We start from the raw sequence: 25,651 nt of genomic DNA on the forward strand, positions 1-25,651 counted from the left end.
GATTAATGGGGCCTGAGCCTAGTTATCCTTTTTTTGAAAGCGTATGAGCAGCGCCCAAATTAAAAAAACGCCGAGCGACAGGAACATCATCGCCCAGCCCGGACTGCCGGTGAGCAATTCAAACCCGCCCCAGCCGAGGATGACGAGCACCAACAGCGCCCGCACCCAGAGTGGTCGGTAGAGCGGGTGGTCAAAGTCGAACATCTGTGGCCTCATGGATGTCTGTCGGGATGTCTGGGGTTCAACGCCCCGGCGCGATGATGACGCCAGAGCGTGTTTTCATAGTCTTTCGTCAGACCGCAACGGGGGTCAGCCAGACCGGTTCCTTGGCCTCGGCACTGTCGACGACCGCCTCGACAAAGGCAACGCCTTTCAGCCCGTCATAGGTCAGAGGCAGGTTCTGCCCCAATGCACCGGGCGCGCGCCCGTCCCGACGGGCACGGATCGCTTCGGCAAAGCCCGCATACAGGTTCGCAAAGGCTTCGAGATAGCCCTCCGGATGGCCCGGCGGCGTGCGCGAGCGCAGACGGGCGTCCTCGCTGACCTCGTCAGAGCCGCGTTTGATGGTCTGAACACGTCCGTCGAGAGGCGCGTAAACCAATTCGTTCGGCTGTTCCTGATACCACTGGAACGACCCGGTCTCGCCGAACACCCGCAACCTCACGCCGTTGGAATTGCCGAGCGCGACCTGTGAAGACCAGAGCAAGCCACGGGCGCCGCCTTCGTAGCGCATCATCACATGAGCGTTGTCGTCCAGAGCGCGACCTTCGACAAAGGTGGCCAGATCGGCCGTCAGGGAGGCGAGTTTCAGCCCCGTCACAAAGCCCGCGAGATGGTAGGCATGGGTGCCGATATCGCCGATGGAGCCTCCCCGCCCGTTTTTTTTCGGATCGGTGCGCCACGCGGCTTGCGCGTTGCCCTGCTGTTCGATGGGGGCAGCCATCCATTCCAGCGGATATTCCACCTGTACTGTGCGGATTTTACCAATCTCGCCCGCCGCGATCCGCACCCGCGCTTCATGCACCATCGGATAGCCCGAATAGGTATAGGTGACGCCGACAAAGCGCCCGCTTTCACGCGCCAGCGCCTCAAGAGCGATTGCGTCTTCGAGCGTCGCCGTCAGAGGTTTCTCGCAAATCACGTCGAAACCTGCCTCGATCAAGGCTTTGGCAATCGGATAATGGGTAAAGTTCGGCGTACAAATGGCAACGGCATCGACCCGATCCGAACGGTCCTTTTCGCCCGCGATCAACTCCTCATAGCTGCCGTAACTGCGCGCCGGGTCGATGCCCTGGCTCAAGGCAAAGGCGCGCCCCTTGTCGGGGTCGACATCAAACGCGCCAGCCACAAGATGCCACGCCCCGTCCAGCCGTGCGGCAAGGCGATGAATATTGCCGATATAGGCCCCTTGCCCGCCGCCAACCATCCCGAGGCGCAACGGGGTCTGATAGTCACTCATAGGTCCTCCAATCCGAGCATGGCCCGGTTCGCGGCGCGATCTGCGCCGGATTTTACGAAATCATCGAACGCGCGGTCGGACACGCGGATGATGTGATCTGCAATGAACTGCGCGCCCTCGCGCGCGCCGTCTTCGGGGTTCTTGATGAAACATTCCCATTCCAGCGTCGCCCAGCCTTCGAACCCATAGGTCGACAGTTTGGTAAAGATCGCACCGAAATCGACCTGACCGTCACCGGGCGAGCGGAACCGGCCTGCGCGTTTCGACCATGGCATGAACCCGCCATAGGCACCCGATTTGCCATCGGGGCGGAATTCGGCGTCCTTGACGTGGAAGGCTTTGATACGGTCGTGATAGTGGTCGATGAAGGCCAGATAATCGAGCGCCTGAAGCACGAAATGGCTCGGGTCGTACATGATATTGGCTCGCGGGTGTCCACCGAGCTTGTCGAGAAAATACTCCCAGCTGTGACCGTCGTGAATGTCTTCGACAGGGTGAATTTCGAAACAGGCATCCAGCCCATGCGCATCGAAATCGTTCAGGATCGGCGTCCAGCGCGCGGCAAGCTCGGTAAAGGCCTCGTCCACAAGCCCCTCGGGCCATTGCGGATAGGGATAGAGATAGGGCCAGGCCAAAGACCCGCTGAAGGTGGTGTGCGTGATGATCCCAAAGCGCTGCGATGCGCGGGCGGCAAAGCGCAGTTGCTCCTCCGCCCAGGCGCGCCGCGCCGCAGGGTTGCCGCGTACATGCTCCGGCGCAAAACTGTCCATGATCTGATCGTGCGCGGGGTGTACGGCGATGAGTTGGCCGGTGATATGCGAGGCGAGTTCGGTCAGGATCAGGCCGCTGTCCGACAGGATGCCTTTGATCTCATCGACATAGGTCTCGCTCTCTGCCGCCAGTTTCATATCGATCAAACGGGTGTCCCAAGTCGGGATCTGGACCCCCTTGAATCCCTTGGCAGCGGCCCATGTCGCGAGACTGGGCAAGCTGTCATAAGGCGCATCGTCGGCGGCGAATTGCGCCAGAAAGACCGCGGGTCCTTTGAGTGTTTGCATCGCCTTACGCCTCCAGCGCTGCGCCGGGCACAGGCGCATCGTCATAGCCGCCGTAAACGGACTGATCGAAGGGGATGACCGCGCCCGTCATCATGCCGGCATCCTCAGAGGCCATCCACAGCACGGCACGCGCCACTTCTTTCGGGTCGAGAATGCGGCCAAAAGGTTTGGCCGCCGCCGCCCGGTCGATGAAATCGGGATCGCCCGTTTCCGACAGCACCAGCGCGCGTTCGTGATCCGAATTCATCCAGCCGATATCGAGTTGGTTGACGTGAATCCGGTTGCGCATCAGGGCAAAGCTCGCGTTGCGTGTCAATGTCGCCAAAGCGCCTTTGGAAACGGCATAGGGACACAGGAAGGGTTGCCCGGTCAGGCCAGACATCGAGCCGATATTGACGATGCGCCCCTCGATCCCCTCGCGGATCATCACCTTGGCCGCATCCTGAATCAGGATGAACGGCGCACGGGTGTTGACCGCCATCATTCTGTCGAACAGCTCGGTCGAGGCATTGAGGATATTGCCGCGATCCGTCAGACCGGCGGCGTTCACCACACAATCGACGCGCCCGAAACGGGCCACCGTGGCCGGAACGACCCCGCGCACGGCGTCAGCATCCGCGAGATCCGCGGCATGCATCTCCACCGGCACACCGGTGTCTTTGGTGATGGCGGCGGCGACGGCCTGACCTTTGTCCAGACCGCGCCCGACGATCAGGAGACCGGCGGCCCCGGCCTCGGCAAAACAGCGGGCAACCGCCGCGCCAAGGCCCTGCGTGCCGCCTGTGATGATGGCGATTTTACCTTTGAGACTGTTCATGCGAGATCCTCCGAAGTCACAACGTCATACCCTGCCGCCGCCATGACGCGCAGCAGTTCCCGGTGGCCCTTTTGGGCCATTTCAAGCGGCGGAGACACTTTCGGGTCCTGTTCCGCTTCGACAACGAACCACCCTTCGTAACCATGACCCGCAAGGGCTTTCACGATCGCCTCGAAATCGAGGTTGCCGTCACCGGGAACGGTGAACGCGCCTTTCACCACCGCATCGAGAAAGCTTTCTCTGCTGCGGTCGAGCGCACCGATCACATCCAGACGCACATCCTTGGTGTGAACGTGGCTGATCCGGGCGTGATGGTTTTCGATGACGCGCAGCACATCCCCACCGGCAAATGCCATGTGGCCCGCATCGAACAGAAGCGGCACGGAGGACTGTGCCATAAAGTGGTCGAGCTCCTCTTCCGTTTCAATCGCGGCCGCCATGTGATGGTGATAGCTGAGCGGCATGCCTTCCCTGGCGCACCACTCGGCAAAATCCGAGATTTTGCGCCCATAGCTCTCGATCTCGGCCGCGTCGAGTTTCGGCTTGGTCGCCAGAGGGGCCGATTTAACCCCCTGAATCGAGCGCGCGGTTTCGCCATAGACGATACAGGGCGCTCCTGCAGCTTTGAAAAACTCAAGTTGTTCGGCGATACGGTCCTTTTCGACCTCGATATCGCCATCCAGCAGCAGCCCCGAGAACCACCCGCCACACACAGACATGCCGTACCGTGCCAGAACGGGACCGAGTTCGGCCATGTTCATCGGAAAGCGACGTCCGGTTTCCATGCCGGTGAACCCCGCCACCGACGCCTGCCGCAGGCATTCTTCGAGGCTTACATCGTCCGACAATTCTTCAAGATCGTCATTCCACCACGCAATCGGCGCGATGCCCAGTTTGGCTTTCAACATGTCTTAAACTCCCCGCCGTTGCGTCTTTCGGAATGCTTCTTGTTCCGCGCGTTTCTCCATGACGGTCTCGCGCGGCGAGACTTCGGGCGCGCCGACGTACCAGCCCGGTCCTCCGGGGGTCCAGGCATGGGCATCCGAGGCGATGCTGATGATCGTCGTCCGGTCGTTCGATTTCGCCCATTCCAGCGCGGGTTTGAGATCGGCGATCCCCTCGCAATGACGCGCGAGCGCCCCCATGGATTCGGCATGTTTGACGAAATCGACATGCAGCGGGTTGTTCTTGTTCAACACGCGGCTGTCTTTGAGCAGGTTGTTGAAACCCGCCCCGCCCATATTGGTTTGCAAGCGGTTGATCACCCCGAAGCCGCCATTGTCACAGACCACGACAATCATCTTGTGGCCGGACAGAACAGAGGAATAGATGTCCGAGTTCATCATCATATAAGAGCCGTCGCCCACCAGAACGATCGGCGTGCCGCCGATGTCCTGTATCGCCATGGCCGTGCCCCATGCGCCTGCGATTTCATAGCCCATGCAGGAAAACCCAAATTCGCAATCGAAGGTATTCACGCCTTTGGTCCGCCAGTTCTTCACGGTTTCCCCCGGCAATCCCCCGGCCGCCGTCACGACGGTATCCGTGTCTCCGGCGACCTCGTTTACGATCCCGATCACCTGAGAATAGGTCGGCACCTCTGCGTTCGTCGGAGTCTGAAGCGCATCGAGCATCTCGTTCCACTCTGCATAGAGCGCCTGTGCCTGCTGCATCCGCGCGGGCGGCGCCTGCCAATCCCCCATGGCCGCGTCGAGATCGCCCAGCACCGCCAGCGCATCGCCGACAACCGGCAGGGACATATGCTTGCCCGCATCGTATCGCGCCGCGTTGATGTTGATGAATTTCGTGTCCTGCGCGAAGGTGGTCCAGGAGCCGGTCGCGAAATCCCCAAGACGCGTGCCGACCGCAATCACCACATCGGCGGTCTCGGCCAGTTTCATGGCCGCATCCGTGCCCTCGATCCCGAGCGTGCCGACGAAAGACGGATGGCCGTGCACCGTCGTGCCCTTGCCCGCGATGGTTTCCGCCACCGGAATGCCCCGCTCCGTCGCAAAGTTCATCAGCGCCTCATTGGCCCCTGAATACCGCACGCCACCGCCCGCAATGATCAGAGGAGCTGTCGCGGTTTTCAAAAGTGCGACAGCCGCGTCGAGTTGATCGAGGGACGGGCGCGGGCGCGGGATGGTCCAGGTGCGCTCGGTAAAGAACGCCTCGGGATAGTCGTAGGCAATTTCCTGAATGTCTTGCGGCAGACCGATAAAGGCCGGGCCGCAATCCGCCGGGTCCAACATGGTTGCAAGCGCTTGCGGCAGAGATTGGATGATCTGCGCCGGGTGGGTGATGCGGTCCCAATAACGCGACACCGGCTTGAACCCGTCATTCACGGTGATGGTCGGGTCGCCGTAATGTTCGACCTGCTGCAAGACCGGATCGGGAAGACGGTTGGTATAGGTATCCCCCGAAATGATCAGAACCGGCAGGCGGTTGGCATGGGCCACACCCGCGGCGGTGATCATATTCGTGGCCCCCGGGCCGACCGAACTCGTTGCGATCATAAGCTGACGGCGCTGCTTTGCTTTGGCATAGCCGATCGCCGCCAGCGCCATGGATTGTTCGTTTTGCCCGCGCCAGGTCGGCAATTGATCCTGCACGCGTTCCAGCGCTTCGGCAAAGCATGTGACATTGCCGTGGCCGAAGATGCCAAAGACGCCCGCGAACAGCGGAACACGCGCTCCGTCAACTTCGGTGAACTGATTGCATAGATAACGCACGACGGCCTGCGCCATGGTCAAGCTGACGGTTTTCTGGGTCATCTCGCCTCCTCCTGCGGATGTGTTTTGAAAGTCGCTGCGAAATGCATATTGACATTAAAAATATTTTGCAACGATTATTGCAACAAATCCAAGGGAGGAACAATCATGCTAAAAATTGCCGTTCTCGGCTGCGGTCGCATTGGTCGAATGCACGCCGAAAACATCGCTCGGCACCCGCGCGCAGAGCTTGCGGGTGTCTATGACGTCTTTGAGCCAGCCGCTGCAGAGCTTGCCGAAAAACTCGGTGCGATCCGCTTTGACAGCGCCGAGGCGGTTTTTGCGTCTGATGCGGTCGATGCCGTGTTGATCGCGACCTCAACACCCACTCATTCCGATTTCATCGAACAGGCCGTCGCGGCCCGAAAACCAATCCTGTGCGAGAAACCCATCGACCTCTCGCTAGCCCGCGTCGAGGCCTGTGCGAAGGCCATCGCAGGCACGGATGTGCCGATCATGCTGGGATTCGTGCGACGTTTCGATGCCGGACACCGCGCCCTGCGCGATGCGGTGCGGGCGGGGCGCATCGGCACGCTGCATCAGGTCGCGATCACCTCGCGTGATCCCGATCTGGCCCCCGAAAGCTATATCGCGGAGTCGGGCGGCATCTTTCGCGACATGACGATCCATGATTTCGACATGGCACGGTTCGTGCTGGACGAGGACATTACCGAAGTCACGGCCATGGGGTCCCGCTTTGTCGCGCCGGAGATGATGGCGAAATATGACGATTACGACACCATCACCGTCACGTTGAAAACCGCCAGCGGGAAACAGGCGGTGATCACCAATTCGCGCCGCGCCGTCTACGGCTATGACCAACGGGTCGAGGCGTTTGGGGACGCGGGCATGGCCCTGTCCGACAATTGCCGTCTCAACAACATGCAGCTCTCTGCCGCCGATTACACCGGCCAGGGCGCGGCGTTGCAGAATTTCTTCATCGACCGCTATGACGCGGCCTTTGCCGCAGAAATCGACGCCTTTGTCGATGCGGTTGAAAACGGCCAGCGCCCGGAGGTCGGTTTCGAGGACGGGCGTCAGGCTCTCTTGCTGGCCGAAGCCGCCGTCCTCTCCGTGGCCGAAGGCCGTACGGTTCACACAAGCGAATTGGGTTAAGTCATGTATGAGAACTTCGGATTGTTCATTGATGGGGCATGGCGCGGCGCGGCGCAGGCGCTGGAGGTCATGTCCCCCGTGACGGAAAAATCGGTCGGGACCGTGCCTGCGGCCTCTGTCGCAGACACCAAAGACGCGCTCGATGCCGCCGCCCGCGCCCTGCCACGGCTGAACGACATGGGGGGCTTCGGGCGCGCCGATGCGTTGCACAAGGCCGCCGATGAGATGTATGCGCACACCGATGAAGCCGCGCAGATGATTTCGACCGAGACCGGCAAGCCACTGGCACAATCGGCCCGCGAATGGGGGCTCGCCTGCGACCAGTTCCGCTGGTACGCGGAGGAGGCCCGGCGCATCTATGGCCGTGTGGTGCAAAGCCGCGTGCCCGGAGGCCGGTTCGAGGTGACACGCGAACCCGTCGGCATCGTCGGGGCCTTTACCGCCTGGAATTTCCCCGCCGCCCTGCCCGCCCGCAAACTTGCGCCAGCGCTCGCGGCGGGCTGTCCTGTCGTGTTGCGCCCCTCGTCCCAGACACCCGGCGTCGCGATGGTGATGGTCGATTGCCTGCGTGCGGCGGGATGGCCCGACGGGGCGGTGAACCTCGTCGTCGGCGCGACCGCAGACACATATGCACCGATCATGGCCGATCCGCGTGTGCGCAAAGTGTCGCTCACCGGCTCGACGCGCATCGGACAGCAAATGATCCGCGATGCGGCGGACACCGTGAAAAAGGTCTCGATGGAACTGGGCGGCAACGCGCCCTTGATCATTTACGAGGATGCGGATCTGGAGACGGCGCTCGATCTGACCGTCGCCACAAAATTCGGCAATTGCGGTCAGGTCTGCGTGACGCCCGATCGTATCTTTGTACACGACAGCCTGCATGACGCGTTTCTGGCGGGGTTTGTCGAACGGACCCGCCGGATCGTTGTCGGCGACGGGCTCGACCCCGCCACGGGGATGGGGCCGCTGATCAACGGCGGACGCCTCGCCGAGATCGACGGCATCGTGCAGGACGCCCTCAAATCCGGCGCGACGCTCGAAACCGGCGGCCAGCGGGCGGCGTCTCACAACACCGGCCATTTCTACGAGCCGACCGTGCTGAGCGGCGTGACCGATGACATGCGGGTGTTCAGGGAGGAAAACTTCGGACCGATTGCCGCCATCACCCGGTTCGACACCGTGGATGAAGCACTGACCCGCGCCAACGCCTCGGAGATGGGGCTGGCGGCCTATGCCTTTACCCGCTCACCCGATCTGGCCCGCAAAACCGCTGCCACGCTCAAAGCCGGCATGGTCGGGATCAACAGCTTCGCCCTCGCCGCTTCCGAGGTTCCCTTTGGCGGTACGAATTATTCGGGCATGGGCCGCGAAGGCGGGACCGAAGGGCTTGAGGATTACCTCGACACCAAGCTCACCCAGATCGTGTTTTAAGGAGAGGCGACATGTTCGAGAACAAGCTCAAGAAACACCTCGCCGCAGGACGCCCCGCCATCAACGGCTGGCTGTCGATCGGCAATCCGTTCACGGCAGAGATCATGGCCGCACAGGGCTATGACAGCGTCAGCATCGACATCCAGCACGGCGCGCTGGATTATACCTCCGTCCTGCCGATGTTTCAGGCGATGCGCGCCTCCGGTGTCACGCCGATGGCCCGCGTGCCGTGGCGGGAACCGGGCATCATCATGAAGGCGCTCGATGCCGGGGCGCAGGGCATCATTTGTCCGATGATCAACTCCGCCGAGAAAGCCGCCGAATTCGTGTCCTACACGCGTTATCCGCCGTTCGGCCAGCGCAGCTTCGGACCGACCCGTGCGGCGGTCGCCTATGACGGATACGGGCTTGCGGCCAATGAGGAAGTGCTGGCTTTGGCGATGATCGAAACCCAGGACGGTGTGGACAATCTCGAAGAGATCGCCGCCACGCCGGGGCTCGACGGCATCTACATCGGCCCGGCAGATCTGACCATCGGCACGCAGGAGGGCCGCCTCCCGCCGGGGTTCGACCGCGAAGAACCGGAGATGATCGCGCTGATCCGCAAAATCCAATCGGTCTGTGCGAAAAACGGGATTTTCGCCTGTCTGCATTGCGGCACGCCGGACTATGCGGCCAAAGCCATCGGTTGGGGCTTCAACCTGACCACGGTTTCGGGCGACTCGCGCCTTTTGGCCGGGGCCGCAGCCAGCTCCGTGCGCCAGTGGCGCGATGCTGTGGAAAGCGGCCTGACACACAGTGCCACCCCGGATGCAGGAGGTTATTGATGCCGCATCTTCTCGTTGCCGGAAAACTGCACCCCGCGGGCGAGGCGCTGTTGCGCAGCCTGCCCGCGCGCGGGGTGAGCGTGGAATATGTCGAAGAGGTCTCCGAGCCGTCTTATGCCGGGTTGATCCACAAAGCCGATGCGCTTGTCATCCGCACACAGCCGCTCTCAGCGGAGACCATCGCCAAGGCCCCTGCCCTCAAGGTGGTGTCGCGTCATGGTGTCGGCTACGACTCGGTCGATGTCGCGGCGCTCAATCAACGGGGCGTGGCGCTGACCATCGTGGGCGACGTCAATTCCGTCTCCGTCGCAGAACATGCGATGATGCAAATCCTTGCCGCCACGAAACGGGTGCTGCGGGCAGATCGCGCCGTGCGCGTGCCTGCGGAGTGGAATTGGCGCAATGCGCTCGAACAACAAGAAATCACGGGCAAGCGTCTTTTGATCCTCGGCTATGGTCGCATCGGTCGGCATCTGGCGCGTATGGCCTCCGGGTTTCAGATGGATGTACGGGCCTATGACCCCTATCTGGAAAAATCCGGCTGGCCGGACGGCCCGGTGTCCCCGGTGGCCGATCTGCACACGGGACTGGCCTGGGCGGATTGCATTTCGGTGCATATCCCGAAGGGGGCGACGCCCATCATCGGTGCCGCGGAATTTGCGGCGATGAAACCGGGTGTCATTCTCTCCAATACGGCGCGCGGCGGGGTCGTGTGTGAAACCGCTCTGGCCGAGGCGCTGACCAGCGGGCGGGTCGGAGCGGCGGGCCTGGACGTCTTCGACGACGAGCCGCCGGGGGCAAACTCGCCGCTCTTCGGCATGGATCAGGTCATTTTGTCGCCGCATATTGCGGGGCTGACAAACGAATGCAGTGAGCGGATGGCGATTGCCTCCATCGAAAATGCGTTGAACTATCTCGATGGTACAATCGAGCCCGCTCTGGTGGTGAATTCCGCGCAGATTGCGCAGTAAGGACGGAACATGAACAATAAACCCAAACTCAGAATTGGCTTGATCGGCACGGGGTTCATGGGGAAAACCCATGTATTCGGCTTTGCCTCAGCGCCCAAAGTGTTCGATTTGCCCTACGAGATCGAATTGCACACCGTCGCCGATATCAGCGAAGAGACCGCGCGCAAAGCGGCGCATGATTTCGGTTTTGCGCATGCAACAACCGATTGGCGCGACCTTGTGAACAGCCCCGAGATCGACGTCATCGACATCACCGCGCCGAATGCACTTCACAAAGAAATGGCGCTTGCCGCGATTGCGGCGGGCAAACACGTCTATTGCGAAAAACCGCTGGCCCCACTGGCGTCTGACGCCGAAGACATGGCGATTGCGGCAGAAGCGGCCGGGGTGAAAACACAGGTCGGCTTCAACTATCTCTGCAATCCGATGCTCAAACTCGCCAAAACCATGATCGCCGAAGGCGAGCTTGGCGAAATTCGCGGCTACCGTGGCCTTCATTGCGAAGATTACATGGCCGATGCCTCGTCGCCGTTTTCCTTCCGTCACGACCCGGCGGGCGGTGGCGCGCTGGCCGATATCGGCAGCCATGCCCTCGCCACCGCGGAATATCTGCTCGGCCCGATCACAGAGGTTCTGGGCGATTGCATCACGATGATCCCGACCCGCCCCGATGCGCAGGGTGGCACCCGCGCGGTTCAGGTCGACGATGTCGGACGCGCGTTCGTGCGGTTCGCCAATGGGGCGCAAGGCTCCATCGAGGGCAACTGGATCGCGACAGGCCGCAAGATGCAGCATGACTTCGAAGTCTACGGCACCAAGGGTGCGTTGAGCTTTAGTCAGGAGCGGTTCAACGAATTGCATTTCTACAGCACGGAGGATGCCGTCGGTCGGCGCGGTTTCCGTCGCATCGAGGCCGGACCCGATCACGATCCCTATGTCCGTTTCTGTGTGGCGCCGGGGCATCAGCTTGGCTTCAACGATCTGAAGGCGATCGAGGTGGCGGGCTATCTGGAGGCCATCGCGGGGCTTCGGGCGGAACCTTTCGGTTTCCGCGACGGTCTGCGCATTCAGCGGCTGGTCGAAACGATTCAGGCCTCTTCCAAGGACCGGTGCTGGAAGTCCGTCCCCAGTTGAAATTGACAGCCGATCCCCATCGGGCCCTTCAAAACTGAGCCCCTTATAAGAATGTAGAGATTCTCGCAGACGCCGCAGGACATGCCCCGGGCGTCACTGGAAAGGAGACTCCCAAAATGGCCGAATTTCAAAAAGTTCTGATCGCGAACCGTGGAGAGATCGCGATCCGCGTGATGCGTGCCGCGAACGAACTGGGCAAGCGCACCGTCGCGATCTATGCCGAAGAGGACAAGCTCTCCTTGCACCGGTTCAAGGCGGACGAGGCCTATAAGATCGGCGAAGGTCTGGGACCGGTGGCGGCCTATCTCTCGATCCCTGAGATCATCCGGGTGGCGAAGCTTTCGGGCGCCGATGCGATCCATCCGGGCTATGGGCTGTTGTCCGAGAACCCGGATTTCGTCGATGCCTGTACGGCTGCGGGCATCACCTTCATCGGCCCCAAGGCCAAAACCATGCGCGAGCTGGGCGACAAGGCCTCGGCGCGCAAGGTCGCCATCGCGGCGGGTGTGCCGGTCATTCCGGCGACCGAGGTTCTGGGCGAGGATTTCGATGCGATCCGCAAAGAGGCCGCCGAGATCGGTTTCCCGCTGATGCTCAAGGCCTCCTGGGGCGGTGGCGGGCGCGGCATGCGCCCGATCATGAACGCCGAGGAGCTTGAGGAAAAGGTCAAGGAAGGCCGCCGCGAGGCCGAGGCCGCTTTTGGCAATGGCGAAGGTTATCTGGAAAAGATGATCATCAAGGCGCGCCACGTCGAGGTACAGATCCTCGGCGACAGCCATGGCCATATCTACCACCTCTATGAGCGCGATTGCTCGGTCCAGCGCCGCAACCAGAAAGTGGTCGAGCGCGCCCCTGCCCCCTATCTCTCGCCCGCACAGCGCGAAGAGCTGTGCCATCTCGGCAAACGCATCTGCGAACATGTGAATTACGAATGCGCCGGGACCGTCGAATTCCTGATGGATATGGAGAGCGGCAAGTTCTACTTCATCGAGGTGAACCCCCGCGTGCAGGTGGAGCATACGGTGACCGAGGAAGTCACCGGCATCGACATCGTCCGGGCGCAAATCCTGATCGCCGAGGGCAAGAGCCTCATGGAGGCCACCGGTGTGGCCAGCCAGTATGACGTCAAACTCGACGGCCATGCGCTGCAGTGCCGGGTGACGACCGAGGATCCGACGAACAATTTCATCCCCGATTATGGCCGGATCACCACCTATCGTTCCGCGACCGGCATGGGCATCCGTTTGGACGGCGGCACGGCCTATTCGGGCGCTGTGATCACCCGCTACTACGACAGTTTGCTGACCAAGGTGACCGCCTGGGCGCGCACGCCCGAGGCCGCGATTGCGCGGATGGACCGGGCGTTGCGCGAATTCCGCATCCGCGGCGTTCAGACCAACATCGCCTTCGTCGAAAACCTCCTGAAACACCCCACGTTCCTGTCGAACGAGTACACCACGAAATTTATCGACACGACGCCGGAGCTGTTCGACTTCAAACAGCGCCGCGACCGGGCGACGAAAATCCTGACCTATCTCGCCGAGATCACGGTGAACGGCCATCCGGAAACCCTTGGCCGCGCCAAACCCGCCGCCGATGCGCGCAAACCCGTGGTGCCTGCGCTCAAGGCGGACACCCCGCCGATGGGCACGCGGCAATTGCTTGAAGAGCAAGGCGCGCAGGCCGTTGCGGAATGGATGCTGGACCAGAAAAAGCTGCTGATCACCGACACCACCATGCGCGACGGGCACCAATCGCTTCTGGCGACCCGGATGCGGTCGATCGACATGATCAACGCGGCCCCCGCCTACGCCGCGAACCTGTCGGAGCTGTTCTCCGTCGAATGCTGGGGCGGTGCGACCTTTGACGTGGCCTACCGCTTTTTGCAGGAATGCCCGTGGCAACGCCTGCGCGACATTCGCGAGCGTATGCCCAATGTGATGACGCAGATGCTGCTGCGCGCCTCCAATGGCGTCGGCTATACCAATTACCCCGACAATGTGGTGCAGGAATTCGTGCGCCAGGCCGCCGTGACCGGCGTCGATGTGTTCCGCGTTTTCGACAGTCTCAACTGGGTCGAGAACATGCGCGTGGCGATGGATGCGGTGATCGAGAGCGGCAAGCTCTGCGAAGGCACGATCTGCTACACCGGCGATCTCTTCGATCCGGCGCGCTCGAAATACGATCTCAAATATTACGTCAAAATGGGTCAGGAGCTGAAGGCCGCCGGTGCGCATGTGCTGGGGCTCAAGGACATGGCGGGGCTGTTGAAACCGGCGCAGGCGCGCCAGCTCATCACCGCGCTCAAGGAAGAGGTCGGCCTGCCGATCCATTTCCACACCCATGACACCTCGGGCGCCGCCGCCGCCACCATCCTCGCCGCCGCCGACGCGGGCGTCGATGCGGTGGATGCGGCGATGGACGCCTTCTCGGGCGGCACCTCGCAGGCCTGTTTGGGCTCCATCGTCGAGGCCACGCGCTTCACCGAGCGCGACACCGGACTCGACATTGCCGCAATCCGTGAGATGTCGAACTATTGGGAAGCCGTGCGTGGCCAGTATAAAGCGTTCGAAAGCGGGCTTCAGGCCCCGGCCTCTGAGGTCTACCTGCATGAAATGCCCGGCGGTCAGTTCACCAACCTCAAGGCGCAGGCCCGCTCGCTCGGGCTTGAGGAGCGCTGGCATGAGGTGGCGCAGAGCTATGCCGATGTGAACATGATGTTCGGCGATATCGTCAAAGTGACGCCGTCGTCGAAAGTTGTGGGCGACATGGCGCTGATGATGGTGTCCCAGGGGCTGACGCGCGCGCAGGTCGAGGACCCGAAAAGCGATGTGGCCTTCCCGGACAGCGTCATCGACATGATGCGCGGCAATCTCGGCCAGCCGCCGGGCGGCTTCCCGGACAGCATCGTCAAGAAGGTTCTGGGCAAGGAGAAACCCAATCTCGAACGCCCCGGCCTGCATCTTGCGCCCGCGAATTTCGACGAACTCCGCGCCGAACTGGCCGCGAAATTCCCCGACGAAGAGTTCGACGACGAGGATTTCAACGGCTACCTGATGTATCCGAAGGTCTTCACCGATTATGTCACCCGCCACGAGCAATACGGGCCGGTGCGGGTGCTGCCGACGAAGAACTTCTTCTACGGCATGCAGGAGGGCGAGGAGATTTCCGCCACCATCGATCCGGGCGTGACGCTCGAGATCCGCTGTCAGGCGATCTCCGACATCACCGAAACGGGCGAGGTGAAACTGTTCTTCGAGCTGAACGGCCAGCCGCGCACCGTGCGGGTCAAGGACCGCTCCGCCGTCGCCTCCGTCAAAGCCAATCCCAAGGCCGAAGCGGGCAACGCCAAACATCTCGGCGCGCCGATGCCGGGGGTTGTGGCGACCGTGGCGGTCGCCTCCGGGCAGGCGGTGAAGAAGGGCGATGTGCTGTTGACCATCGAAGCGATGAAGATGGAAACCTCGATCACCGCCGATCAGGACGGCACGATCAAAGCGATCCACGTCACGCCCGGCGCACAGATCGACGCAAAGGACCTGCTCGTCGAGTTCGAGTGAGCGGGGGCTGCAATGAATATTGCGCGATCTGAGAAACTAAATCACAATAGGTCAGGCAGAGTTCGATTTTAGGATTGAATTTATCAACCAAGAAAAAGGGAAATTGCGGTGGAGGACATCAAGGCGCCGGAGAATTACGAGGATCTGATCCGTCTGATCCATGAGCGCTACGACCGGATGAGCAGGACCTATCAAAGGATTTCGGTCTATCTCACGCAGAATCCCAATGAGGTTGCCGTGCAATCCGTGAACGCGATCGGCGAGCATTGCGGCATTCATGCCTCAAGCTTTGTTCGCTTCGCACAGGCGCTTGGCTACAAGGGCTTCAAGGATCTGCAGCATCTTTTCCAGGAACGCCTCGCCACGGCTGCACCGGGTTTCGAGGCGCGTCGTCGGGCGCTCGACAGCGAACTCAACATGCGCGAGGACCGCAGCGAGTACGGATTTCTGCGCGAATTGGTGGTCCGCGACATTGCCTCTTTGGAGGATATGCTCGAACGCACCGACCCCGCCCAGATGTCCGAGGCGGCCGATATGATCGAAAATGCGCGCACGGTATATATTGTCGGCCAACTCCGCTCCGCGCCCGTCGCCGATCTCTTGCGTTACATCCTGACCATGCTGGGCAAGCCATGTGTGCTTTTGGACGCGAGTGGCGGTCTGTCGACCCATATGGGCCGCACCATCGGCAAAGACGATGTCCTGATCGCCATCTCATTTCGCTTCTATGCCAATGAGGTGGTCAATATCGTCGAAACGGTGGCACAGACCGGCGCGCCGGTTGTTGCGATTTCGGACAGCACATTGTCGCCTCTGGCTAAATCCGCAAAGGTTCTGTTTGCCGTCCCGGAACACGATTACACCTTCTCGCGCTCACTCGCAGCACCCATGTGTCTGGCGCAGGCCTTGACGGTGGCGGTGGCGGCACGGGTGCAAAAGAATACAACCGAACCCCGCATTCCGACCGTCACCGGAAGCTGACCTCATCCCATGCCTGCGATACCATCCTGCACAAGCTTGAGGCCGACGAGAGCAATTGAGGCATAGGTCAGCGGATAAAAGATCGCCGGACGCATCTTACGCACGATCCAGGCCCCGAGATAGGTCGCGGCCAGCCCCACCGGCATGAGCACGGCGGAGAGCATCAGATGCGCCCCGTCGAACTGACCCAAGGCGATATAGGGGATCAGCTTGATCGCATTGGTCACCGCGAAAAACAAAACGCATGTGCCGGTGAAGGTTTTGGGATCGAGCCCCAACGGCAGGAGGTATATCTGAAGCGGCGGCGCACCGGCATGGGCGACAAAGCTCGTAAAGCCCCCGACCATCCCGCACAAATGCCCCAACATCGGCCGAAGCGTCCCTGTCACCGGGGCGGCCGGACGGCCCCATTTTTGCCAGAGCACGCGTGCCACGAAGGCCAGCGACACCACGCCCACGATCAGCCGCACTTCGGCATCGGTCACCACTTCCGCGGTGCCCCATCCAATCCCGATGCCGAGGACAGCCGCTGGCAAAACGATCTTCAGAATACGCCAGTCCACATGGCGGCGCCAGACCGACAGGCTGACCATGTCCATCACGATCAGGATCGGCAACAACACCGCTGCGGCGGTCATCGGCGGCATGTAAAGCGACATAAGCGGCACGCCCAGAAGGGACATCCCGCCCAATCCGCCCTTGGACAGACCGACGAGAACGACCGCCAGCACGCTGACAGCAAGCAGATAGGGCTCCGAACTCAGGCCGGGCATGTCGTCACTTTCGCAAAAAACAGCCCCACATGCGGCGGGGCTGTTGCTGTGTCAGGAGGGGCTCAGGTCTTCGCGCGTTTTTTCTGGCGATAGACGTCGGCGATGACGGCGGCCACGATGATCGTGCCTTTGACGATTTCCTGATAATAGGCGTCGATGCGCAAGAAGGTGAACCCGGACATCATCAGGCCAAGGATCAGCGTCCCGATCACCGTGCCCAGAATGCGCCCCTGCCCGCCCGAAAGCGATGTGCCCCCGATCACGGCTGCGGCGATGGCATCGAGTTCGTACATCATCCCCATCCCCGCCTGTGCGGTCTCCGCCCGTGCCGCCGTTACAATCCCGGCGAGACCGGACAACAGACCCGCGATGGCGTAGACCTTGATCAAATGGCTCTGGACATTGATGCCCGACACCCGCGCGGCCTGAGGGTTGGCCCCGATGGCGTAGGTGAATTTACCATAGCGTGTGTAGCGCAGCGCCAGATGAAAGATCAGCGCGACGATCAGGAAAATCACCACCGGCCAGATACCGTCCCCGATCGTGGCGAAGCTTTCGGTCGGGAAAGACACCGGCTGGCCCTTGGTGTACCACTTCGCGATGCCGCGGGCGGCAACCATCATGCCCAGCGTGGCAATAAAGGGCGGAATGCCCGTCATGGCAATCAGCGCACCGTTGATCGCACCGGCCAAAAGACCGAGCCCAAGCCCCACGAACAGCGGCACAATGACCGGCATATCCGTCAGCGCCGGATAGATCGCCCGCGAATATTCGCTGGTCTGGGCAAAACTCATGGCGATCATTGCCGTCATCGCCACAATGGAGCCGGAGGACAGATCGATCCCGCCGGTCACGATCACCTGGGTCACCCCCACGGCGATGATCCCGACAACCGAGACCTGTAAAATCATGATCGTCAGGCGTTGCGGGTTCAGCAAAAAGCTCTGCCCGTTCAAAACCCAGCCCAGCACCTCAAAGATCAGGGCGACGCCGATGAGAACCGAAAGAATGTTCAGTTCCTGTGGCAATTTTCGGCGCGGTTTCGCGACCGGCTCAATTTGTTCTGTGACCATAGTCTTTCCTCCCTGCGTGTCACGTTCTGTGCCAGGCACATCAACGCGCCGCCAACTCCATGATTTTCACCTGATCGGCCTCGTCGCGATCCAGAATTCCCGTCAAATGCCCCTCGTGCATCACCATGATGCGATCCGCCATGCCGAGCACTTCGGGCAGCTCCGACGAAATCATCACCACCGCAACACCCTCTCCGGCGAGGCGCGAAATCAGGCGGTGAATTTCCGCCTTGGCCCCGACGTCGATGCCGCGTGTGGGTTCGTCGAGAATGAGAATTTTCGGATGGATCATCAGCCACCGCGCGATCAGCGCCTTTTGCTGATTGCCGCCCGACAGGTTTTCGATCCGTTCGTCGAGATTGGGCGTCTTGATCCGCAACGCCGTTTTCATCTCGTCGCTTATGGCGTCGACGGCCCCCTGTTCGATGACGCCAAAACGCACATAGCTGTCTTTGAACGCCGCGATCTGCATGTTTTCCCGGACCGAGAGCGGCAGGAAACACCCGGTGTCCTTGCGGTCTTCGGTCAGAAAGGCCATGCCGTTTTGCATGGCATCGCGCGGTGAGTGGATGGCCACTTCCTTGCCGTGGATGCGGATCGTGCCGCTGCTGGCGGGGGTGACGCCGAAAATGGCCTCGGCGACATTCGACCGCCCGGAGCCGACAAGCCCCGCAAGACCGAAAATCTCGCCCTCATGTACGGTAAAGGAAATGTCGTGAAACACGCCATCGAGCGTGAGGTTCTCGACCTCCAGCACCGGCGCGCCGATCACGGCCTCCTCTTTCGGGAACATATCGGTGACATCGCGCCCGACCATCATGCGAATGATGTCGTCGCGCGTCACATCCGAACTGGCGTGGGTACCGACATAAATGCCGTCCCGGAAGACGGAGAATTCATCGGCAATCTCGAACAACTCATTCATCTTGTGGGTGATATAGACGATCCCGATGCCCTGCGCGCGCAGGTCCCGGATGATCGCGAAAAGGTGCTCGACCTCCGCTTCCGTCAGCGCCGAGGTCGGCTCATCCATGATCAACACGTCGGATTCGTAAGAAACGGCTTTCGCAATCTCGACCATCTGGCGTTGCGCCACTGTCAGATAACGGACCTCCGATAGCGGGTCGATCTGGATGTTCAGACGATCGAACAGCGCCTGCGTCTGTTCGGCCATCTTGCCGTGATTGATGATCCCAAAAGCGTTGCGCGGTTCGCGGCGGATCCAGATGTTTTCGGCCACCGTCATGTAAGGCATCAGCGCGAGTTCCTGATGGATCATCGCAATCCCGCGTTCGAGCGCATCGAGCGGACTGGCCAGTTTGACCTCTTCGCCGCGCAGCCGGATCGTGCCGCGGTCGGGCGTGTAAATGCCCGCAATAATTTTCATAAGCGTGGATTTTCCCGCCCCGTTTTCCCCCATCAGGGCATGAACGGTTCCCCGCTTCAGGCTCAACTGAACGTCATCGAGTGCCACAACGCCAGGAAACTCTTTACGGATGCCCGAGATCGCCAGCACCTCCTCCGGGAGCTTCGACTTATAGCGTTCAATCGCCTGTCTCGTTCGTTCGGTAATCATCTCTCGCCTCCATCCCTCGCAGACCCGCATCCTCCGCAACGCCTGCGTCATGTGGCGGATTGATCCCTGACCGATCCGCCACGACAGCTGTTTTCACCAAAGCCTGAGGCTCAGTTCTTCGTCGTGTAGTCCCCGAGATTGTCCGGCGTGACCAGTTCAAAGGGGATGACCACGCGCTGGTCGAACGCTTCACCAGCCGCAATCTTGAGCACGGTGTCAAGCGCGCCCTGACCCTGACCCTTGGCCGACTGATAGACCGTGACATCGAGATCGCCCATCTTCATGGAGGCCAGCGCGTCCTGTGTCGCATCGACACCCGACACGACCACATCCTCCATGGAAATGCCCGACGATTTCAGCGCCTGAATGGCCCCAAGCGCCATTTCGTCGTTATTGGCAATCACCGCGTCCGGTTTGAGGCCGGAAGAGATCCAGTTGGTCATCAAATCCATCGCCGGAGTGCGCATCCAGTTCGCGGTTTGCTCCTCGACGATTTCAATGCCGGCGCAGTCATCGCTGGCCAGAACTTCTTTGGTGGCTTTGGTGCGCCCCCGCTGGCCGGTCGTGCCCAGTTGCCCCATCAGGATCACGGCCTGGCCTTTGCCTTCGAGAAGGCGGCACACTTCGGTGGCTTCAAGCGCTCCCGCCTGCTCTTCGTTGGACCCGACCCAGGCCTGTTTTGCCGGGAAATCATCGATTTCCGCCGGAAGCATGTTCACGAACACAAGCGGCACCCCCGCTTCGTCGGCGATTTTGGACATGGCTTTCCCGGAGTCCGCATCCACCAGCATAGTGATGATCCCGTCCACACCGGCGGCCACGAAATTCTCGATCTGCGATTGCTGGCGCGCGATGTCGCCCTGCGCGTCTTCCATCTGAACCGTCACACCAAGTTCGTCGGCGTGGTCCTGAATATTGTGACGCAGAACGGTCAGAAAATTGTCATCGAACAAGGACATGGCCACGCCGATGGTCTCGGCATGTGCGCCCGAGGCCAATACGGTTGCCATGGCGCTGGCCATTAGAAATTTCTTCATGTGTCTCTCCTCCAGAAGTTCGGCACTCCCTCGCCGAACACAGGGTCTTCACCCATTAACATTTCGGGATGGAGCCCGATCAGGCCGCCTTTTGCGCCCTTCCGGCGCAAGCCATTTCAGGCTGATGGCGTGATCCACTCTGTCCCTTCATCGCCTCGAATGACCCGAGGCGACCCTCCCAAGGCTCAGGGTGCCCTGACCCCTTGCCATGCCGATTCTTAGCAACAGAAAATCGCAATAGCAACAATTATTGCAACATATCACATTACGATATAAATGTTGCTCATATGGAGAAACATCAGGTGCGAGCGCCTGATGCAGCACGGACCAATTTGTACGCAAACACATCCATTGACCAACCTCGCTCAGACAGAATAGCAAAAATAAATGACAAAATTAATTTTGAACAATTTTTATTGCAATGAATCGTTTTTTCGGAAAGCGTCGTGCCAGACAAAGATTTCAGACACGTGAAAGGCTGAGGCTTGAGGAGGCTTCAGGGGAGGCCACGATGCAGGACCAGACCGAACCATATGTGCCATTTCCCCCCAAGTCGTGCCAGTTGCGCCTTGGCATGGTCGGCGGTGGCGACGGCGCTTTTATCGGACGGATTCATGCGCGCGGGGCGCGTCTTTCGGGCCGTTGGGACGTCGTCGCCGGAGCCTTGTCGTCACGCCCCGAGGTCGCCGAAACATCCGGCCGCGCCTGGGGCTTTGCACCCGACCGCATCTATCACGACTGGCGCGACATGGCGATACGCGAAGCCGCCCGCGCCGATGGCATCGATGCAGTCGCGATCACCGTCCCGAACTTTCTGCATTTCGAAGTGGCAAAAGCCTTTCTGAACGTCGGCATCGACGTGATCTGTGACAAACCTCTGGTCAACACGCTGCAAGAGGCCCAGGCGCTTGCGGCGCTTCAGGCGCAAACCGGACTTTTCTTCGGTGTGACCTATTCTTTTGCCGCGCATGCCATGGTGCGGCAGGCACGGCAAATGGTGCGAGAGGGCAAAATCGGGGAAATCCGCCAGATCCATGTCGAGTATTTTCAGGAAATGGCTCTGATCCCGCCCGAAAATGCATGGTCCGGCTCGCCCTGGCGTCGCGATCCGAACAAGGTCGGCGGCGCGGCCACAACCGCGGATATCGGCACCCATGCCCATCACCTCGCGGAATTCATCTCCGGCCTGCCCCTCGAAGAGCTGCGCGCCGATTTCTTTACGCTGGGAGCCGAGCAACCTCTTGAAGACACCGCTTTTTTCAATTGCCGCTTTGCAGGAGATGTGCCCGGAACGATGCTGGTTTCCCAAGCGGTCGCGGGCACGCATTGCGGGCTGCGCATCCGCATCTCGGGAACGGCCGCGACGCTGGAGTGGTCGCAGGAAGAGCCGGAAAGCCTACATCTGCGCCCCTTCAATGCGCCAGCGCAAACGCTTTTGCGGGGCCATGACGCCGGGATCCTGAGCGAGGCCGCGCACTTCGTCCATATGCCCAGAGGCCACCCGGAAGGTCTCTCTGACGCGTGGGCCAATCTTTACGAAGAATTTGCGATCGCCATCGACGCCCGGCGCACCGGCACGAAGTTGCCAGAAGGGCTTTTGGCCCATCCGGATCTGGGTGTGGGCATACGCGGTGTCGCGTTCATAAACGCCGCCATCGCATCCAATGCAGCAGGAGGGAACTGGACGCCCCTGTCCACGACGCCGTCGCTCTGATGTCGTCGCCCCGATGCCACGGAACCCCCGCAAACGCGGGTGCATGCGGTCCGGGAGAGGCCGCACCAAACAGGAGGAGACCCTATGAAAAAACTTTTGACCGCGACAGCTTTGTCTCTCGTGTGCTCAACCGCTATGGCGCAGGATATCGGTGTTGCCATGGCGCAATTCGATAACAATTTCCTGACCATCGTCCGGGGCGGCATCGAGGAAAAGGCCGCTGAGCTTGACATACATCTTCAGTTCGAAGACGCCCAGAACGACATCACCCGCCAGATGGACCAATTGCGCAATTTCGTCTCGTCGGGCGTCGATGCCATCATTCTCGTTGCCGTGGATTCCGACGCCATCGCGCAGATGGACAAGATCGCCAACGAGGCGGGCATTCCGATCGTCAATGTGAACCGTGAGCCGCCGCATATCGACAGCCTCGGCCCGCTCGAGGCCTTTGTCGGCTCGAAGGAGACCGATGCGGGCACAATCCAGGCCTCCGCCGCCTGCGATCTGGTTCGTGACGCCAAAGGCGGCGCGCCCGCGACAGGTGTGATCCTCGCCGGAGACCTGTTCATTCAGGCCGGACGTGTCCGCACCCAGATGGTGCAGGATTACGTCAAGACGCCGGACTGCGATTTTATCACCATCGAAGATATGCAGGTGGCGGATTGGTCGCGCACCAAAGCCAACGATCTGGTGATCAACTGGTTGTCGTCGGGGATGAAACCGGATGTGATCTTTGCCAACAACGATGAGATGGCCATCGGTGCGGCTCAGGCGATCAAATCCGCAGGCGTCGATCCCGACTCGATTGTTATCGCGGGTATTGATGCCACCCCGGACGCGCTTTCGGCGATGGAAACGGGCGACATCGACCTGACGGTGTTTCAGGATGCCAGGGGCCAGGGCGCCAAATCCGTCGAGATCGCGCTCGCCATGGCGCAGGGCGAAACCCTGGAAGATCGTGCGGTCTATATCCCGTTCGAATTGGTGACCCCGGACAACATCCAAAACTATTCCACAGAGTAAGCAAGACCAACATTGGAAAGACGCGGTTCGACTGCGTCTTTCCTGAGACAAGGATATAAAATGACCGAGATCGACTGCGTCCCGCCAACATATTGTCCGAAGACGATCTATGTGCTGGTCCGCACAATAAGGTCCCCAACCAATGCCGTAGAGCTCGGAGCGGTACGCCCGACAATCATGCCTACGAGCAAGTCCACCATATGTTCATAGGGCTGCCGATATGTGGTCAGGGAAAATGCATCCATACTGGCCAGAGAAATATCGTCAAAGCCCGCAACCGCGATGTCTTCGGGCACCCTCAGACCGAGTTCATAGCGCAATGTGTCGATGGCACCGATTGCGAGAATATCGTTCTCACAGAGCATGACGTCACATCTTTGACCTTTTGGAGTGTCCGCCAGATAGCGATGGATCGCAAGCTTCGAAGCCTTGGGATCGTAGGCACCGGCATTAATTTCCTGAAGGGTGGAAATGCCATGCGCACTCCAGAATTTCCGGTATTGCTGCCGTCGCCCCACCGCCGTTTGAGAGCGTTCTGGGCCAGCTACATAAACCGGCTTTCGATAGCCGCGGGCATAGAGATGCGCGGAAAGGGCTTCTACCGCATGAACGGGATCCGTGTAGACACAGGGAAGTGGCGCACTGACGGCTTCGCGGGCAAGGATATATATCGGCTGATCGCTCGCGTTCAAAATCTGATCGCTGATGGTTGCCGGGTCATAGGCCGCGCCGAAAAAGACAACGGAATCGACACGCCTTTGTTGCGCATCCATGAGGGCGGCTTCGCGTGAGAAATCTTTGTTGATGTTGATGAGAACGCCCAGCATGCCCTCTTGTTGCAGCCGCGCCGTCAAATGCCGCAGAGTTGGAAGTTTGTAAGGGTTTTCAAAATCATCCACCAGGATTGCCACCTGTTCCGTGCGGTTTGTCGCGAGGCTTCGGGCCAAAAGATTAGGCCGGTAGTTGAGCGTATGAGCGACGGCGAGCACGCGTTCTTTCGTCTCTTTCGCGATCCGTGCATCAGCCTTGAACGCGCGGATCACGGTCCATTTCGAGACGCCCGCCTCTCTGGCCACATCCGCTGCCGTCACTCCGTTCCCGTCTGATCGCATCAACGTCCCTTTCGCAATCGCACTGATCTAAAGGAATACGTTTTTTGAATTCGATGAAGCAAGAGCTCCCTTGAATGTTGACTCACCTTTTCCCGCCATGCTACCGGTTGCACATGCGATTGCAACCGGTAGCATTGAGGAGTGCGCCGTTGCGAAAAGGTCGCGAACAGGGAGGCGATGGCGTCTGCGTCCCCGATACCAAATCAATCAGACGCAACTTGGGAGGAACTTATGGATAGTATTCGTCGCAGCCTTTTGGCTGGTGCTGCCGTGTCTGTACTCGGCTTTGGTGCACCCGCTTTTGCGCAAGACGCCCCTGTCATCGCCGTTTTGCCGAAAACGGTCATCAATGACATCTTCATGAACAACGTTGCAGAATTTGCGAAGGCCAAGGGCGAGGAGCTTGGCGTCGAAATCGAAATCCACTCCGTTTCGGGCCATGGCGCAATCGAGGAACAGGTGTCCACGATGGAGGCGCTGATTTCGCGTGAGGTGGACGGTATCGCCCTTGCGGCTCTGGACGGCAAAGGACTTGCTCCCGTCGTCAAACGCGCTGCTGCGGCGGGTATCCCGGTCGTGTTGATTGACGGCGGCGTCGAGACGGACGAGGCCAATTATGTCACGCTCGTCGGGACCGACAACGTCCGAGCTGCGGGTCTTGCAGCCAATTATGCGGCCTCTCTTTTGAGCTATCAGGGCAAAGTCGCCCAGCTGGAAGGCGAGCCGGGGTCCGAGGCCGCAGCGCATCGCCGTCAAGGCTTTCATGAGGGTATGGAAAAATACGACGATATTGAAATCGTCTCTTCGGTGACCGGTCATTGGACCACACCGGGCGCCGTAGAAGCGACCGAAGCCATTTTGTCCGCCAATCCCGATCTCGATCTGATCTTTGCCTCATCCGACCTGATGGCCGTCGGAGCCGCAGAAGTGCTGCGTCGCAATGATCGTCAAGACATCATCGTGATCGGTTTCGATGGTATCCCGGAAGGCACCGACCTGATCCTTGCTGACCGGGCCGCGGGCGATGTGTCGCAAAGCTCCAAAGGCATGGGGGAAACCTCGGTTGAAATCCTGGCCGCCCTCGCGAGAGGCGAAAAGACTGCCGCAGATTTCCCGAAAAAGATCGATAGCGGCATGGAGCTGATCCACAAATGGAATGTTGAGGCGTATCGCCACGACATCCTCGGGATCACCGACTGATCCGATCTCGGGCGA

The 25,651-nt window shown here is 60.4% G+C and carries 21 protein-coding genes; 10 read left to right on the top strand and 11 right to left on the bottom strand.

Features of this window, described 5'->3' with window-relative positions; genetic code table 11:
* Positions 1 to 18 precede the first annotated feature (18 nt).
* The 6 genes from V1475_RS19495 to iolD all read right to left on the bottom strand — a co-directional run bounded on the left by V1475_RS19495 (position 19) and on the right by iolD (position 6,108).
* Positions 19 to 204: a DUF3329 domain-containing protein gene (locus tag V1475_RS19495; RefSeq protein ID WP_479414147.1), complete on the bottom strand. Its 186-nt coding sequence runs from the start codon at positions 202 to 204 to the stop codon at positions 19 to 21.
* An 88-nt stretch (positions 205 to 292) separates the two neighbouring features.
* Positions 293 to 1,426: a Gfo/Idh/MocA family protein gene (locus V1475_RS19500; protein WP_479414179.1), complete on the bottom strand. Its 1,134-nt coding sequence runs from the start codon at positions 1,424 to 1,426 to the stop codon at positions 293 to 295.
* A 29-nt stretch (positions 1,427 to 1,455) separates the two neighbouring features.
* Entirely contained in the window at positions 1,456 to 2,517 is a 1,062-nt protein-coding gene (locus tag V1475_RS19505; RefSeq protein WP_479414148.1) for a sugar phosphate isomerase/epimerase family protein, read from the bottom strand.
* A gap of 4 nt (positions 2,518 to 2,521) precedes the next feature.
* Positions 2,522 to 3,334, bottom strand: coding sequence for an SDR family oxidoreductase (locus V1475_RS19510; RefSeq protein ID WP_479414149.1), 813 nt, complete (start codon positions 3,332 to 3,334; stop codon positions 2,522 to 2,524).
* Positions 3,331 to 4,242 carry a myo-inosose-2 dehydratase gene (gene iolE, locus V1475_RS19515; RefSeq protein WP_479414150.1) on the bottom strand — a complete coding sequence of 304 codons (912 nt, stop codon included), beginning with the start codon at positions 4,240 to 4,242 and terminating at the stop codon, positions 3,331 to 3,333. Before iolE ends, V1475_RS19510 begins: the two co-directional genes overlap by 4 nt.
* A 3-nt stretch (positions 4,243 to 4,245) precedes the next feature.
* Positions 4,246 to 6,108 (bottom strand): 3D-(3,5/4)-trihydroxycyclohexane-1,2-dione acylhydrolase (decyclizing), encoded by a 1,863-nt coding sequence (gene iolD, locus V1475_RS19520; RefSeq protein WP_479414151.1) that lies wholly within the window; start codon positions 6,106 to 6,108, stop codon positions 4,246 to 4,248.
* Between the two features lie 105 nt (positions 6,109 to 6,213).
* Between iolD and iolG the strand changes: the two genes are divergently transcribed.
* The 7 genes from iolG (at position 6,214) to V1475_RS19555 (ending at position 16,128) form a co-directional block, all read left to right on the top strand.
* A complete protein-coding gene (gene iolG, locus V1475_RS19525; protein WP_479414152.1) occupies positions 6,214 to 7,221 on the top strand; it encodes an inositol 2-dehydrogenase in 1,008 nt (335 codons plus the stop codon).
* Between the two features lie 3 nt (positions 7,222 to 7,224).
* Positions 7,225 to 8,655 carry an NAD-dependent succinate-semialdehyde dehydrogenase gene (locus V1475_RS19530; RefSeq protein WP_479414153.1) on the top strand — a complete coding sequence of 477 codons (1,431 nt, stop codon included), beginning with the start codon at positions 7,225 to 7,227 and terminating at the stop codon, positions 8,653 to 8,655.
* Between the two features lie 11 nt (positions 8,656 to 8,666).
* Positions 8,667 to 9,482, top strand: a complete 816-nt coding sequence (locus V1475_RS19535; RefSeq protein WP_479414154.1) for an HpcH/HpaI aldolase family protein — start codon at positions 8,667 to 8,669, stop codon at positions 9,480 to 9,482.
* The gene (locus tag V1475_RS19540; protein WP_479414155.1) at positions 9,482 to 10,453 is read left to right on the top strand and encodes a hydroxyacid dehydrogenase; all 972 of its coding nucleotides are present in this window, start codon (positions 9,482 to 9,484) and stop codon (positions 10,451 to 10,453) included. Before V1475_RS19535 ends, V1475_RS19540 begins: the two co-directional genes overlap by 1 nt.
* Positions 10,454 to 10,462: 9 nt before the next feature.
* Complete coding sequence (locus V1475_RS19545) at positions 10,463 to 11,587, top strand: Gfo/Idh/MocA family protein (protein ID WP_479414156.1); 1,125 nt, start codon at positions 10,463 to 10,465, stop codon at positions 11,585 to 11,587.
* 116 nt (positions 11,588 to 11,703) lie between these two features.
* A complete protein-coding gene (locus tag V1475_RS19550) occupies positions 11,704 to 15,147 on the top strand; it encodes a pyruvate carboxylase (RefSeq protein WP_479414157.1) in 3,444 nt (1,147 codons plus the stop codon).
* Positions 15,148 to 15,255: 108 nt separating this feature from the next.
* Positions 15,256 to 16,128: a MurR/RpiR family transcriptional regulator gene (locus V1475_RS19555; RefSeq protein ID WP_479414158.1), complete on the top strand. Its 873-nt coding sequence runs from the start codon at positions 15,256 to 15,258 to the stop codon at positions 16,126 to 16,128.
* Positions 16,129 to 16,130: 2 nt separating this feature from the next.
* On the opposite strand, the gene V1475_RS19560 is transcribed toward V1475_RS19555, so the two are convergent.
* The 4 genes from V1475_RS19560 to V1475_RS19575 all read right to left on the bottom strand — a co-directional run bounded on the left by V1475_RS19560 (position 16,131) and on the right by V1475_RS19575 (position 20,587).
* Positions 16,131 to 16,901 carry a sulfite exporter TauE/SafE family protein gene (locus V1475_RS19560; RefSeq protein WP_479414159.1) on the bottom strand — a complete coding sequence of 257 codons (771 nt, stop codon included), beginning with the start codon at positions 16,899 to 16,901 and terminating at the stop codon, positions 16,131 to 16,133.
* 62 nt (positions 16,902 to 16,963) lie between these two features.
* Entirely contained in the window at positions 16,964 to 17,974 is a 1,011-nt protein-coding gene (locus V1475_RS19565) for an ABC transporter permease (RefSeq protein WP_479414160.1), read from the bottom strand.
* A 40-nt stretch (positions 17,975 to 18,014) separates the two neighbouring features.
* Positions 18,015 to 19,550, bottom strand: a complete 1,536-nt coding sequence (locus V1475_RS19570; protein ID WP_479414161.1) for a sugar ABC transporter ATP-binding protein — start codon at positions 19,548 to 19,550, stop codon at positions 18,015 to 18,017.
* A gap of 110 nt (positions 19,551 to 19,660) precedes the next feature.
* A complete protein-coding gene (locus tag V1475_RS19575) occupies positions 19,661 to 20,587 on the bottom strand; it encodes a sugar ABC transporter substrate-binding protein (protein WP_479414162.1) in 927 nt (308 codons plus the stop codon).
* A 511-nt stretch (positions 20,588 to 21,098) separates the two neighbouring features.
* On the opposite strand from V1475_RS19575, the gene V1475_RS19580 reads away from it, so the two are divergent.
* Both V1475_RS19580 and V1475_RS19585 read left to right on the top strand, forming a co-directional pair.
* Complete coding sequence (locus V1475_RS19580; protein WP_479414163.1) at positions 21,099 to 22,301, top strand: Gfo/Idh/MocA family protein; 1,203 nt, start codon at positions 21,099 to 21,101, stop codon at positions 22,299 to 22,301.
* Positions 22,302 to 22,385: 84 nt separating this feature from the next.
* Complete coding sequence (locus V1475_RS19585) at positions 22,386 to 23,324, top strand: substrate-binding domain-containing protein (RefSeq protein ID WP_479414164.1); 939 nt, start codon at positions 22,386 to 22,388, stop codon at positions 23,322 to 23,324.
* Between the two features lie 107 nt (positions 23,325 to 23,431).
* Here the strand turns inward: V1475_RS19585 and V1475_RS19590 are convergent, their stop codons facing one another.
* Complete coding sequence (locus tag V1475_RS19590) at positions 23,432 to 24,415, bottom strand: LacI family DNA-binding transcriptional regulator (RefSeq protein WP_479414165.1); 984 nt, start codon at positions 24,413 to 24,415, stop codon at positions 23,432 to 23,434.
* Between the two features lie 252 nt (positions 24,416 to 24,667).
* Between V1475_RS19590 and V1475_RS19595 the strand changes: the two genes are divergently transcribed.
* Entirely contained in the window at positions 24,668 to 25,636 is a 969-nt protein-coding gene (locus tag V1475_RS19595; RefSeq protein ID WP_479414166.1) for a sugar ABC transporter substrate-binding protein, read from the top strand.
* Positions 25,637 to 25,651 lie beyond the last annotated feature (15 nt).

It is taken from the genome of Celeribacter sp. SCSIO 80838 (assembly GCF_056498065.1).